The sequence below is a fragment of the Saccharopolyspora rhizosphaerae genome (assembly GCF_003931915.1).
In the GTDB taxonomy this organism is placed as follows: Bacteria; Actinomycetota; Actinomycetes; order Mycobacteriales; family Pseudonocardiaceae; genus Saccharopolyspora; species Saccharopolyspora rhizosphaerae.
Genome location: NZ_RSAA01000006.1, coordinates 29,316 through 42,179, shown reverse-complemented (window position 1 = coordinate 42,179; position 12,864 = coordinate 29,316). Strand labels below are relative to the sequence as shown.

General features: G+C 67.8%; 10 protein-coding genes and 2 pseudogenes. 8 read left to right on the top strand and 4 right to left on the bottom strand.

Annotation, left to right across the window (positions count from 1 at the left end; all coding sequences use genetic code 11):
• Nucleotides 1–293: 293 nt before the first annotated feature.
• Nucleotides 294–1,022, top strand: a pseudogene (locus EIL87_RS05755) (SAM-dependent methyltransferase); the annotation flags it as partial.
• 369 nt (nt 1,023–1,391) lie between these two features.
• Here EIL87_RS05755 and EIL87_RS05750 read toward each other — a convergent pair.
• Together EIL87_RS05750 and EIL87_RS05745 are read right to left on the bottom strand one after the other, a co-directional pair.
• Nucleotides 1,392–1,859: a VOC family protein gene (locus tag EIL87_RS05750; protein WP_125089120.1), complete on the bottom strand. Its 468-nt coding sequence runs from the start codon at nt 1,857–1,859 to the stop codon at nt 1,392–1,394.
• Between the two features lie 547 nt (nt 1,860–2,406).
• Complete coding sequence (locus tag EIL87_RS05745; RefSeq protein WP_125089119.1) at nt 2,407–3,051, bottom strand: alpha-ketoglutarate-dependent dioxygenase AlkB family protein; 645 nt, start codon at nt 3,049–3,051, stop codon at nt 2,407–2,409.
• Nucleotides 3,052–3,544: 493 nt separating this feature from the next.
• Here EIL87_RS05745 and EIL87_RS05740 point away from each other — a divergent pair, with 493 nt between their 5' ends.
• The 6 genes from EIL87_RS05740 (at nt 3,545) to EIL87_RS05715 (ending at nt 11,232) form a co-directional block, all read left to right on the top strand.
• Nucleotides 3,545–4,474, top strand: coding sequence for an alpha/beta hydrolase (locus tag EIL87_RS05740; RefSeq protein ID WP_233576054.1), 930 nt, complete (start codon nt 3,545–3,547; stop codon nt 4,472–4,474).
• A 47-nt stretch (nt 4,475–4,521) separates the two neighbouring features.
• Nucleotides 4,522–6,150, top strand: coding sequence for a flavin-containing monooxygenase (locus tag EIL87_RS05735; RefSeq protein ID WP_125089118.1), 1,629 nt, complete (start codon nt 4,522–4,524; stop codon nt 6,148–6,150).
• Between the two features lie 186 nt (nt 6,151–6,336).
• On the top strand, nt 6,337–7,827 hold the full coding sequence (locus EIL87_RS05730) for a helix-turn-helix domain-containing protein (RefSeq protein WP_125089117.1): 1,491 nt from the start codon (nt 6,337–6,339) through the stop codon (nt 7,825–7,827).
• Nucleotides 7,828–8,041: 214 nt separating this feature from the next.
• Nucleotides 8,042–8,575, top strand: coding sequence for an SDR family NAD(P)-dependent oxidoreductase (locus EIL87_RS05725; protein WP_125089116.1), 534 nt, complete (start codon nt 8,042–8,044; stop codon nt 8,573–8,575).
• Between the two features lies 1 nt (nt 8,576).
• Nucleotides 8,577–9,527 carry an MBL fold metallo-hydrolase gene (locus EIL87_RS05720; protein WP_125089115.1) on the top strand — a complete coding sequence of 317 codons (951 nt, stop codon included), beginning with the start codon at nt 8,577–8,579 and terminating at the stop codon, nt 9,525–9,527.
• Nucleotides 9,520–11,232, top strand: a complete 1,713-nt coding sequence (locus EIL87_RS05715; RefSeq protein WP_125089114.1) for a CocE/NonD family hydrolase — start codon at nt 9,520–9,522, stop codon at nt 11,230–11,232. Before EIL87_RS05720 ends, EIL87_RS05715 begins: the two co-directional genes overlap by 8 nt.
• A 72-nt stretch (nt 11,233–11,304) precedes the next feature.
• Here the strand turns inward: EIL87_RS05715 and EIL87_RS05710 are convergent.
• A pseudogene (locus tag EIL87_RS05710) lies at nt 11,305–11,442 on the bottom strand (electron transfer flavoprotein subunit alpha/FixB family protein); the annotation flags it as partial.
• 32 nt (nt 11,443–11,474) lie between these two features.
• Nucleotides 11,475–11,657, bottom strand: a complete 183-nt coding sequence (locus EIL87_RS27010) for a hypothetical protein (RefSeq protein ID WP_199740278.1) — start codon at nt 11,655–11,657, stop codon at nt 11,475–11,477.
• Between the two features lie 772 nt (nt 11,658–12,429).
• Between EIL87_RS27010 and EIL87_RS05695 the strand changes: the two genes are divergently transcribed.
• Nucleotides 12,430–12,858, top strand: coding sequence for an NfeD family protein (locus EIL87_RS05695; RefSeq protein ID WP_125089113.1), 429 nt, complete (start codon nt 12,430–12,432; stop codon nt 12,856–12,858).
• Nucleotides 12,859–12,864: the final 6 nt, after the last annotated feature.

The window sequence follows — 12,864 nt, the reverse complement described above, 5'->3', positions numbered from 1 at the left end:
TCGGCCCGCAGCGCGCGGCGCGGGACCGGGCTGCGGCCGATCACGCCGAGCAGGTGATCATTCGCTCTCGGTTCCGATGCGGTGGCGTCATGCAGGACGAGGCGAGGGAAGTCGACTTGGTGGCCGAGGTTTCGCACGCGGACCTCACCAGGCCGAACATCGCGCGCATGGACGACTACATCCGCCGAACAGGCCGTCCGGGAAGGGTTCGCCGGCGCGTTCGGTTCCCAGTGCACTGCGAGGACTGCAGAAAAGCCAAGACCGAGGGCACGAAGCTCTGACTCCTCGGCGGGTCCGCCCACTTCGAGGTGGACCGCACAGCGGCCGACCAAGCGCTCGAACTCGTACCGACCGAGCGGGACTACAGCTACACCCACCGCTCCTTCCTCGGCCGCGCGGTGCGCTACCTGGCGACCGAGGCCGGGATCGACCAGTTCCTCGACCTGGGTTCCGGTGTTCCCACCGTCGGCAACGTGCACGAGATCGCCCGCGCGCACTGCCCGCAGGCGAAGGTGGCTCACGTCGACTGGGAACCGATCGCTCGCCACCACGCTCGCACCCTGCTTGGCGAGGACCCGCAGGTGTCGGTCACCGAGCTCGACGTCTGCGACGTCGGAGAAGTGCTGCGGTCCCCGGGTGTGGCTGGACTGCTGGACTTCTCTCCAAACGGTCGTGGTCTTGGCGTTCGGCGTTCTCGACCTCGTGCCCACCCCGACGGGGCCGCGCTGGTCGAGCGTTACCGCGACGCCTGCGCCCCGGGCAGCGCACTGGCCGTGTCGAACAACGCGCAGTTGTCGCGCACCGACGACGAGGTGGCCGCGCTGCGACCCCTGCTGGCGGGGACGTCGACCCCGCACCTGCACCTCCGCACAGCCGACGAGGTCGCAGAACTGTTCCCGGGGTACACCCTGGTCGACCCAGGAGTGGTCCCCGCGGCCCACTGGCGTCCCGACCTCCCGGTGAGCGACGAACAAGCAGCCCGAGGCAACGTGCTCGGCGCCGTCGGCCTCCTCCGCCGCTGACCGCCGCGGGGAGAATCGGAGTGTGTCCGGTGGATCAGCCTCTCGCGCAAGGCGCTTCGCTACGCGATCAGCGGTAGGTGCGCGTGTGGAGGCCACTTCGCGGCGATCAGGTCGAGTGCGATGTCGACGATGTCGAGCAGGCTGGTGCGCACATCGATGTCGTACTGCTCCGGTCGCCACCAGGACTCGGCGTGATGCAGCCGTGCTCGATGCCCGCGGCAGCAGGGTTGACGAGCAGCCCGATGCCCCCAGGCGAACGCGGCGAGCAGCCGAGGTCGGATCGCGAGCTGGTGCCCGCTCCAGCCATTCCCAGCAGCGGCTGCCTCAGACCGACCCCCCGGTTCCGGCGCTGGTGAGCGCAGGAGTGGATCAGCCTCCGCTCATGGCTTCGGTCATGCGGCGAGACATCTCCTCCTCGGAGACGTCCTCGACGTGCGTGGCGATGCTCCAGCAGTGCCCGAACGGGTCTTCGAAGTCGCCGCTGCGGTCGCCGTAGAACTGGTTGGTCACCGGGTTGAGCACGGTCGAGCCGGACTGCACGGCCTGTTCGAACACCCGGTCCACGTCGTCGACGTAGACGTAGAGCATCGCAGGCGTGCCACCGATGGTCTTCGGGCTGCGGGCGCCCATCTCGGGTGCTTCGTCGGCGAGCATGATCACCGAGTCGCCGATGGCGATCTCAGCGTGGGCGATCTTGCCGTTCTGCCTGGGCATCCGCATGCGTTCGGTCGCACCGAGCACTCTGCAGTAGAAGTCGAGCGCTGCAGTGGCGTCGTCGACGAACAGGTAGGGAGTCACGCGTGGGAAATCACGCGGGATCGGTTGAACGTCGGTCACGGTTCCCCCTCGTTGGAGCGGCGTGGCCCCGCGCTGGGCGCTTCGGGGGCGCCGAGTGCGAGGTTACGCCGCTCCTGCCCGGTTCGCCGTGCGTCAGCGGGTGGGGGGCGACGTCACGCGTCGTCGGCCGTGAGCCCCTGGGGAGTCAGGTGCGCGCGGCTGCTCGCGTTGACCGGGTGCGTAGGTGATGCTGCTGTTGCCGTGTCGTCCCCGTGGCGTTCCTCCTGCACGTCGGAGGGGAAGTCGACCTCGGCGGAGAACCGGCACTCGCGACGAGGTTGACGACAGGGTCGCCGAGGCGTTTTCCGCGAGCCGACCGTCGATCATGGTTCGAACAGCGGGTACCGCACCGCCTTGTTCGGGTGGCCGTGCAAAGGGTGTGGTCTTGGAACCGCTGCGGTGGGACGGCGTGGTCGTCACAGCCCGGCCAGGGCCCGGCTGAAGTCCGCTCTCGGCCTGCGGGGTGGGGCAGGTCTGGAGGCCGGCGGACTCACCGGGTTGTGCAGCACTCAGCCGGCCACCTCGACACCTCGCCGTTCCGAGATCGTCAGCGCATGCCGGATTCGCGCAACGTGATGTTGAGCCGCCCGGAGCTCATGCCGAGCGTGGGATCTGCGGTCCCCGGCAGGGTTTTCGGCACGCCGTGGTAGGCGATCCGGGACGGGCCGCCGAAGACGAACACGTCGCCGGAGCGCAGTTCGACGTCGGTGTAGGGCTGCTTGCGGTTCTCGGTGTTGCCGAAGCGGAACACGCACTCGTCACCGAGGCTCAGCGAGACCACGGGTGCGCGGCTGAGCTCGTCGCGGTCCTGGTGCATGCCCATGCGAGCCTCGGCGTCGTAGAAGTTGACCAACGCGATGTCCGGCTCGTAGGGCAATGCCTCCGGGCAGGTCTCGGCAACGGCACGCCTGCCGAGCTCGGCGAGCCAATCGGGCAGCGGTTTGACCGGCGCGCCATCACCGTCGTCGACGGTCTTGGAGTAGCGGTAGGGGTACCAGTGCCAGCCGAGGCAGACCGTCCGCACCGACATCTGCGCACCGCTCGGCAACCGGGCCGCCCGCAGTCCGGCGGGAGGCCGCGCCCATTCCCGGCAGGCGGCCACCAGTTGCCGCTGCCGCTGCGGTGAGAGCCACCCGGGCACGTGGACCGCGCCAGGGGCGATCTCGGTGCGCGGACGCGGGAAGAGCTCCATCACCTGCGATGCTACCCGTGGGAGCGCCTCGGCCACGCCGTTGTTGTTCGCGTCTTCGGCGAACCGAACCGCAGCCGATGATCTCGACCTAGCTTGAGCAGCGCGCGAGTGCGCACGAAGTCGGAGATCTGAGTTTCGACGTCGTCGGAATTCTCCCCTCCACGCAACACACCGCAGCCCAACAAGTAGCAGTCCAGTGATCAACGGACCGGCCACCTGTTGCGCACGGCGTGGACACAACAGCGCATGGATCGTGCGGACGTTGCGGGCACCGGTTTTCGAACCACCCGTCGAGCCCCCCGTTCGATCCCAGCGTGGTCGTCGGCAGCTGCGAGGCGGTCAACCGCGTGCCTGACCTCTCAGGTGTTCCAGATCGGAACAACAACAGGAGGCGCGTGCGCACGACAGTGAATGCCATCACAAGATCTGTTCCCACTCGGATCGATGGCTCCATTCGAGAAGTTCCAGTTGAGCGGTACAAAGGAGTATCGACGTGGCATCTCATCACGCGACAAGTGCGCCGGAGGTCTCGGAGGAGGCTCGGTTCCTCGAACGCCTCTACTCCGATTGGTCCCAGATCATGGCCGGCGATGCAGCGCTGTCCATGCGGCTCCTGCGAAGCCTCTTCGACGAGTGGCACCAGCCGACCCGTGAACCCGAAGACGTGACCTACGCCGAGGAGTCGGTCGGTGGCGTGCCAGGGATCTGGGCAACACCGATCGGGGCGGACGCGACGAAGGTCGTGCTCTACACGCACGGCGGAGGTTTCGCCGTCGGCTCGGCTTCCAGCCACCGCAAGCTCGCAGCCCACGTCGCCAAGGCGCTCGGCGTCACGGCGTTCGTGCTCGACTACCGCAGGGCGCCCGAACACCCGCACCCCGCGCAGGTCGAGGACGGTGTCGCCGTCTTCAGCGCACTGACCTCGCGCGGCATCGCGCCGCAGGACATCACCACGATCGGCGACTCCGCTGGAGGCAACCTGGCTGTGGCGATCCCGCTCGCGCTGCGGGCGCGAGGCTTGCCGCTGCCCGGGCAGGTCATCGCGTTCTCCCCGTGGCTGGACATGGAGAACTCGGGCGAAACTCTGGTCACCAACGATGCCACGGACGCGTTGATCACCGTTGCGCTGCTCGAAGGCATGGTCGCCGGCGTCCTCGCCGGCGGCGAGGTCGACCCGAAGACACCGCTGGCCAATCCGCTCTACGCCGACTTCACGGGATTCCCCAGGCTGTACATCAACGCTGGAGGAGCGGAATCGCTGCTCGACAACGCGACACGGCTGGCAGAGCGGGCGGAGGCCGCCGGGGTCGACGTCACCTTGAGCGTCGTTGACGGCATGCAGCACGTCTACCCGTTCCTGGCCGGTCGTGCGCCAGAAGCCGACGCCGCGCTCGAAGCGCTCGCCGCCTGGTACCGCGTCTAGCCCACGTCGAACGCACCCCGCACCCAAGCCTTCACAGGAGCTGTTCCATGAGCGAAACCACGAAGACCACGGACTACGACGCGATCGTGATCGGCGCCGGGTTCGGCGGTATCTACATGATGCACAAGCTTCGCAACGAGCTCGGTTTGACGGTTCGAGCATTCGAGAAGGGCGGCGGCGTCGGCGGCACCTGGTACTTCAACCGCTATCCCGGTGCCAAGTCCGACACCGAGGGCTTCGTCTACCGCTACTCCTTCGACGATGACCTGCTCCAGGAATGGGACTGGACCACCCGTTACCTCGAGCAGCCCGACGTCGAGAAGTACCTCAACCACGTCGTGGACCGCTTCGACCTGCGCCGTGACATCCAGCTCAACACCGAGGTGGCGGACGCGGTGTTCGACGAGCAGCGCGATGTCTGGCAGGTCCGCACGGCCACCGGCGAGGAGTTCACCAGCAAGTACCTGGTGACCGCGCTCGGCCTGCTCGCCAAGTCCAACATCCCGGACATCCCCGGGCGAGACAGCTTCGCAGGCTCGCTCGTGCACACCAACGCCTGGCCGCAGGACCTCGACCTGACCGGCAAGCGGGTGGGCGTGGTCGGTACCGGTTCGACCGGCACGCAGTTCATCGTCGCCGCCGCGGAGCTGGCAGACCACCTCACGGTGTTCCAGCGCTCTCCCCAGTACGTCGTCCCCTCGGGCAACCGCCCGGTCCGCCGAGAAGAGGTCGACGAGACCAAGGCGCACTTCGACGAGATCTGGGAGCAGGTCCGCAACTCGATGGTCGCGTTCGGCTTCGAGGAGAGCGGTGTCGAGGCGATGAGCGTCTCCGAAGAAGAACGGCGTCGCGTCTTCCAGGAGAACTGGGACAAGGGCAATGGTTTCCGGTTCATGTTCGGCACCTTCTGCGACATCGCCACGAACCCAGAAGCCAACGAAGCCGCTGCGGCGTTCATCCGTTCCAAGATCGCCGAGATAGTGAAGGACCCGGAAACCGCTCGCAAGCTGACACCGACCGATCTCTACGCCAAGCGGCCGCTGTGCAACGAGGGCTACTACGAGACCTACAACCGCGACAACGTCACGCTGGTCTCGATCAAGGAGGATCCGATCGAGGAGATCACGCCGTCCGGTGTGCGCACGGCCGACGGCGTCGAGCACGAGCTCGACGTGCTCGTCTTCGCGACCGGTTTCGACGCCGTCGACGGCAACTACCGCGCCATGGACCTGCGCGGACGCGGAGGGCAGCACATCAACGAGCACTGGGCAGGCGGCCCCACCAGTTACCTCGGTGTCTCCAAGTCGGGCTTCCCCAACGCGTTCATGATCTTGGGTCCCAACGGCCCGTTCACCAATCTGCCGCCGAGCATCGAGGCGCAGGTCGAGTGGATCGGGGAGCTCATCGGCCACGCCGAACGCAACGGGGTCTCCACCGTGGAGCCGACCCTGCAAGCTGAGGAGGGGTGGACGGCGACCTGCCGGGAGATCGCCGGCATGACGCTCTTCCCGAAGGCCGACTCGTGGATCTTCGGCGCCAACATCCCGGGCAAGGAGAACACCGTCATGTTCTACATGGCCGGGCTCGGCGCTTACCGGCAGAAGCTGTCCGAGGTGCGGGACAGCGGCTACGAGGGCTTCCAGTTGCAGCGGTCGGACCAGAGCGTTCCGGCGTAGCCCACGAGCAGGCAGCAATGGCCGGGGAGACGGCGTTGCTGCCTGCTCGCCTCCCCGGTGGGGAGGCACGTACCGTGTGGGCCCGTCCGCCTTGGGGCGAGGCTCCCACGACAGCAGGTAACCTGTGACGCACAGCACAGAGATCGTCAGTGCAGTGCCAGCAAGGCCGAGGGGTGACCGAGCGTCATGAACGGCATCAACGAAGCCGGCCGACCGGCGCCGCTGCCTTTTGACGAGGGCGCGGTGCGGAGGGCCAAGGAAGCTCTGCTCACCAGAGGGTTGCTCACCTCGCCGGTGTCGCAGCCAGGGGTGCGGAACATCATCGAACGGAGCTGGCGGCGCTGCATCGGCGAGGGAGTGCCGCCACAGCCGCGGTTCACCCCCTCCCGAGGTCCCGCGGAACGGCAGTCGATGCTCGTCGACGCGGCGAGACCGGTGCTGGAGCGGCTCAGCGAGCACCTCGCCGACGCGCGAGTGGCGCTCTTCCTCAGCGACGACAAGGGGCACATCGTCATGCGCAAGGCGGCGGAGCGCCGCCAGCGCAACGAGCTCGACAACGCCTCGGCCGCTGAGGGCTTCGACTTCTCCGAACGCTCGGTCGGAACCAACACCCTCGGACTGGGCCATGTGAGCTCTGAGGCGCACGCATTGCTGTGGACCCATCTCAGGGACTCGCCCGTGCGGCGCGAACCGCGGCAGGTCCGGGTGCCGCTCCCCACCGGATGGCACGACGCGATCGTCGAGCACGTCGAAGGGACGGAAGGCGAGCGCTCCGCCTTCTGCGTACGCCTGTTGCCCGCGGACTCCCACGACGCTGGCGTTCCTCCAGGCACAGCCCGTACGAACTCGCGTGCCGTGACCACGTCCGAGCCCGTGCACCCGCGGCAGGACATCGCTGAGCAGGTCTCCACCGCGATCCGGCATCGCGAATGCCTGGCCCTCGACGGTGAGCCCGGCACGGGCAAGCTCCACGTGGCCTCAGCGGCCTTCGCCACGCACTTCCCGGGGGAACCGCCGCTCGTGCTCGACCTGTCGACCTACCGGCGCGACAACGAGGACAGCTGGTTCACCGCGGCCATGGAGGCACTTGTCATCGGCCGTGGTGTGGTGCTGCGGCATCTGAACGACGTCGCTCCGAGTGAGTTGAACCGGATCAAGGCAATCGCCGAGTGCTCCCAGGACCAGCACACAGGCTCGCCCCCGCTCGTCCTCACCATCGACACCGAGAAGGCTCCCGAGCACGCCCGCACCCTCATCGACCAGCTGGCCACGACGGTGCGCCTTCCCGCGCTCGCGGAGATGCCTGAGCAACTGCCCTCCCTCGTCACCCGCATCCTGGCAGCGATGCCGGACGTCGAGCGTCAGACCAGGTTCTCCTCCGATGCCCTGCAGCTCCTGATGTGCGGGTCTTGGCCCGGCAACGTCGCTGAACTCCGCAGGACCGTCGAATTCCTCGCACACCGGATGCCTGGAGCGGTCGTGGGTGCCGGAGATCTGCCGACGCGGATGCAGCAAACCGCTCCGCATCGCCAGTTGACCATGATGGAAGCCGCCGAACGCGAGTCCATCAGCGCTGCACTGCGCCAATCGGGAGGAAACCGGTCCCAAGCGGCCTCAGCTCTGGGCATCGGGCGAACGACCCTCTACCGCAAGATGCGGTTCTACCGACTCGATTGACGCCCGAGAACAGCACGGTGTCCGCGTCGGATCCCGTGATCGTTCTTCGCGTCCTCCCTTCATCGAGAACGCACTTGGTCTTCGCGCTTCGGTCATGTTGCCCGCTTAGCCGCGAATCGCTCTTCCGCGTGCGCTAGCACGAGTCCGGGCGGATTCGGCGTGCCCGTTTCCGCCCATGTTCTTGGTGGCCACTCCTCGCGCATGAGGTTGTGCAGTGCCGCCATGGGAATCAGCTCAGAAGAGGAGAAAGAAGGAAATCATGTCGGATCGTTTGTTGGACAAGGTCGTCTTGATCACGGGCGCTGCGCGGGGGCAAGGTGCTGCTGAGGCACGCCTGTTCGCCGAGAACGGCGCGCGTCTGGTGATCAGCGATGTGCAGGAGGACGCGCTCGGGGAACTCGGAGATGAGCTCCGCGGCAAGGGGCACGAGGTGGCGGAGTGCGTCCTGGACGTCGCTTCTCCGGCGGCGTGGTCCACGGCGGTGCAGAGGGCTGAGACGCAGTACGGACGGCTCGACGTGCTGGTGAACAACGCGGGCATCCTGACCATGGCCGGCGTGGAGGACACCGACCTCGACACCTGGGACCGGATCGTCGCGGTGAACCAGACCGGGACGTGGCTCGGCATGAAAGCGGCCGTTCCGGCCTTGCGTCGTGCTCAGCACTTCGCCTGGATTCCGGTATACCACAGGGTTTTCGACGAGGTCGGCAATTTTCTCCGTCCGCAGCGCAGCGGTGAAGGGCTCTGACATGACCGACATCCACCCCTTGGTGTCGCCGTGGGGTCGTTTCGGGCTCTACAGCTTCTTCATCGACGCCCCCGAACCGGCCATCGTGGACACCGGGATCGCGGCCTCACCGGTGGAGGGAATGGCCCCCGCGCTGGAGCGGATCGGTCGTCGGATCGAGGACGTGCGCTGGATCCTGCTCACCCACGGCCACATCGACCACGTCGGCGGTGCCCACGCTCTGTGGGAGCTGACCAGCAGGAAGGCGCGCGTGGTGATCCACCAGGCTGATGCGCCCATGCTGCGCTCCCGCCGCGCGCACGTCGCCGAGTACCTCGCCGGGCGCGGCCGCTACCTCGATGACCCGGACGGCGAGGCGAAGCAAACGGCCGCCGCCGAGGCCGTGATCTCCGGCGAGCTGGAACCGACCCTGCCGGTCACCGGTGGGGAACGGTTCTGCTTGGGTGGCGAGGTGACCGTCTCGGTGCACGCCGTACCCGGGCACACACCCGGGTCGGTGGCCTACGTCGTCGACGGGCAGCGCTCGGCGTTCGTCGGTGACGCGGTCCAAGTGCACGGCGCGGCCAACGGGTTTCCCGGCTACGCAGACCCGGACGCCTACCGCGCGAGCCTGCGATACCTGCTCGAGGACGTGCGGCCCGAGCGCCTCTACCTCGGCCACCCCTACCGGACTCCCGACGGCGAACCGTACGGCGTCGAGCTCGACGAGGCCCAAGCCCGCGAAGCACTGCGGCACAGTCTCGACGTCGAAACCCGCGTCCGAGAGGCGGCCGAGCCATACCTGCGCGCAGGGCTCCACCGCAGCGACTCGCCGCACTCACCGTTCGCCCCGGTCGCCGAGGCACTGGGTTACACCGGTGACCCGAGTGCGGAACCGTCACCGTTCTTCACCACCTTGCACGGCTATCGCTCCCGGTTCGACCGGAAGTCCGAAGAGGAGCGTCATGGGTGAGACCCGGACCATCGACGCGGGCGCCACGAAGATCACCGTCCGCCCACACCTCGAAGTGCCGATGCGCGACGGCGTGCTGCTCGCGGCCGATGCCTACCACGGCATCGAGGACAAGCCGCGGCCGGCGCTGGTGGCGTTGAGCCCCTACGGCAAGGAACTGCAGGCCGCGGCGCTGACGATGCCGCCCCAGCGCAGACCCTCACCGCTGTGGGACGGCTGCATCGAGGCCGGTGACCTCTCGCGCGTCGTCGCCGAGGGCTACGTGCACGTCATCGGCGACCTGCGCGGCTCCGGTGCCTCCGGCGGGGAGCACATCGGCAACTACAACGCCGGCGGCGTCCCGCTAGGTCATGACGCCTACGACTTCATCGAATGGGTCGCCGCGCAGCCGTGGTGCGACGGCAACGTCGGCATGATCGGCATCTCCTACTACGGGTCGATGCAGGTGCTGGCCGCCGCCGAGCGTCCACCGAGCCTCAAAGCGATCTTCGTCAGCGGCGGGCACTTCGACTTCTACGAGACCACCTACCACGGCGGCATCATGTGGTTCATGCCGCGCGCGGCGCGAGAAGGCCGCGGCGGTGACTCCGGCTGGGCGTTCACCGAGGGCGTCAAGTCCCGCATGATCGAAACATGCACGCCCGAGGAACTCGAGCAGCGCGTCGCCGAGCGGCTGGCCGACCCGGACGTGGTCGCCTGGCCGAACCTCGTGCACGTGCTGCACTACCCGAAGCAGCACGAGGCGTGGTTCGACATCATCACCAACCCGCTCGACGGGCCCTGGTACGAGGAGCGCAACCCGATCAACCTCGCCGCCAACATCGACATCCCGGTCCACCTGCAGATCGACCAGGGACGCGGCTGGACCGTCGACGGCCACATCGAGCTCTTCCACACGCTGAAGGGACCGAAGAAGCTCGACATCGGCTCCTACCCGCCCATGCAGTCGCGCCCGTGGGTCGAGGAGCACGAGAAGATGTTCCGCTGGTACGAGTACTGGCTCAAGGGCGTCGACAACGGAATCATGGACGAACCCGCGGTGCGCACCTTCGTCGAAGGCAGCCGGGAGGTCGTGACCGCGCAGCAGTGGCCTCCGAAACCGGTCGAGCACCGACCGCTGTACCTGCGGCCACGTCGCACCCTCGCACCCGAACCGGAGCCGCTCGGACCCGAGCACGCCGCACCGGACGGCTTCTACCAAGCCCCGCTGACCGTCACCGACGAGGTCGAGGTCGTGCGCTGGTCCACGGCCCCGTTCGACGAGCCGGTCGAGATGATCGGCACCGGTGCCGCGCACCTGTTCGTCGAGATCGACCAGGACGACACCAACCTCATCCTGCGCATGTGGGACGAAGCACCGGACGGCCGGCGTCAGCTGATCACGACCGGCTACCTCAAGGCCTCGCACCGGGAGCTCGACGAACGCAGCAACGAAGGCGACCCGCACCACCCGCACACCCGTGCCGTGCCGGTCGAACCCGGCAGGATCGAGGAGTACGTGCTGCGCCTCTACCCCTTCGCCGCCACGTTCCTGCCCGGGCACACGCTCATCGCTGAGCTGTCGTGCAACGAGCCGCTGGCCGACGCGCACAACGCGCTGCTCCCACCGGACGCCTTCCACCTCCCAGTAGGCCGCCCGGTCACGCACAAGATCTACCGAGACGCCCACCACCCGTCCCGGCTCGTCCTTCCCCACACGGCGTGACGGACCGCCACTGATCCGGAGAGCTCCAGACCACTGCAGCACGATCACGATGGTGACGAGGTGACGTGTGACAGCTCGCCCGCGGTGCCCGGCTCGGCAGACGACGAACGCCGACGGCTCGCCGAGACGACGCGCCGCGGTCAGCAGCTCGTACGTGACCTCCTTGACCTCGCCGTCCACGTGATCGACGAGGACCAGAACCCCGCCCACGAATCAGTGCCTCCTCGACAACCGTGAACGACTCAGAGCAGCTTCTCGCCGGCCAGGAACTCGGCGACTCCCACGCCGCCCTCTCCCTCGTCGGTGACCACCACACCACCGGACTTCGGCGGCTTCGACGGTCGCTCCGGTGCGGTGCCGGCGATGGTCGCCGAGGTGCTGGGCTGGCCGCAGTTGACCTTCGCGCGCAAGGTCAAGACCGACATCTCGGCGGGCTGGGCGCACGGGTCAAGAGCAGTGCGTCGGTGCCCATGGTCGTGGTCTCGTGCCGATGGCGAAGTTCCACCCCACGACGCCGTCGTGCGCATGACGATCGGTCGGGAGCCTTCGGCGAGGGTGCCTTCGGGGGGTGTGGCGCACGAACCATCGGCGGTCCCGCCGCTGATGACGACGGTACCTCGGGGACGTTTGTCGGCACTGCTCCTGCGGGGCACTACGACCGGGTGTGGTCGGTGTGCAAGACGGGAGGGGAGTTGCTCGCCCATGATCAAGATGGCCTGACAATGGCTGTCGCGGACCGCGGGCCGCGCTATTCCTGCAGTAATAGGAGTCCGATGTGTTGCGCGATGTGGGTGGGGAAGGCCGATCTCTCACAGTCGAGGACAAGTTGCCCTTCGGACCGGTCGGCCGGGTACAGCGACGACGTAGTCCCGGGTTCTGCAGCGATCAGTAGATGTCCGGCATGGGCGCGGGCTACGGAAGGGGCGGTGTGGCGTTCAACCCAGGTGGACGTGGTGTGCCGGGACCTGTGGATGCCGATCTGCTGCGCGGCGACCCAGGGCGGGGTCAAGGCCGTGATGTCGGAAGTTGAGCGCGCGGCGCGGCGGCATGCGATTCCGGTGGACGCCCACCCGCGGAACACCGACACACCGACCTCGCGCGACGCACGTCAACTGAGAGTCCCGGCCACCTGCTCGGGCCGGAATGCGTGGACGGTACGAACCGCCTGATCATGCCCTTTTCTGGCATATTGAGGACGTGGTCGCGCTGTTGTGGCTCATCGCCGGCGTGGTGCTGGTCGCGGCCGAGGTCATCTCGGGTGAACTCGTGCTGCTGATGCTCGGCGTCGCCGCGTTGGGGGCCGCCGGGGCAGCCGCGCTCGGCGCGCCGCTGGCCGTTGACGCGGCGGTGTTCGCCGCGCTGAGCCTGGGGCTGGTCCTGGGCGCGCGCCCGGCGCTGAAGCGGCGGCTGATGCGGGGCGTCGAGCTCCGCACGAACGCGGAGGCCTTGATCGGCAAGAAGGCCTTCGTCGAATCGACTGTGAGTTCTGTTGGCGGCCTGGTGCTGATCGACGGGCAGAGCTGGTCGGCACGGCCGCTGAGCGAGGACGAAGTGCTCCGCGCAGGCGAGACGGTGACGGTCATGGACATCTCCGGAGCGACCGCCGTCGTTTCGGGCGAATTGTGAGGAGGC

Excerpts from the sequence above, each read along its gene's own strand:
- EIL87_RS05745 (WP_125089119.1), bottom strand. The coding sequence starts at position 3,051 with ATGGAGCTCTTCCCGCGTCCGCGCACCGAGATCGCCCCTGGCGCGGTC.
- EIL87_RS05735 (WP_125089118.1), top strand. The coding sequence starts at position 4,522 with ATGAGCGAAACCACGAAGACCACGGACTACGACGCGATCGTGATCGGC.
- EIL87_RS05730 (WP_125089117.1), top strand. The coding sequence starts at position 6,337 with ATGAACGGCATCAACGAAGCCGGCCGACCGGCGCCGCTGCCTTTTGAC.
- EIL87_RS05720 (WP_125089115.1), top strand. The coding sequence starts at position 8,577 with ATGACCGACATCCACCCCTTGGTGTCGCCGTGGGGTCGTTTCGGGCTC.
- EIL87_RS05715 (WP_125089114.1), top strand. The coding sequence starts at position 9,520 with ATGGGTGAGACCCGGACCATCGACGCGGGCGCCACGAAGATCACCGTC.
- EIL87_RS27010 (WP_199740278.1), bottom strand. The coding sequence starts at position 11,657 with ATGTCGGTCTTGACCTTGCGCGCGAAGGTCAACTGCGGCCAGCCCAGC.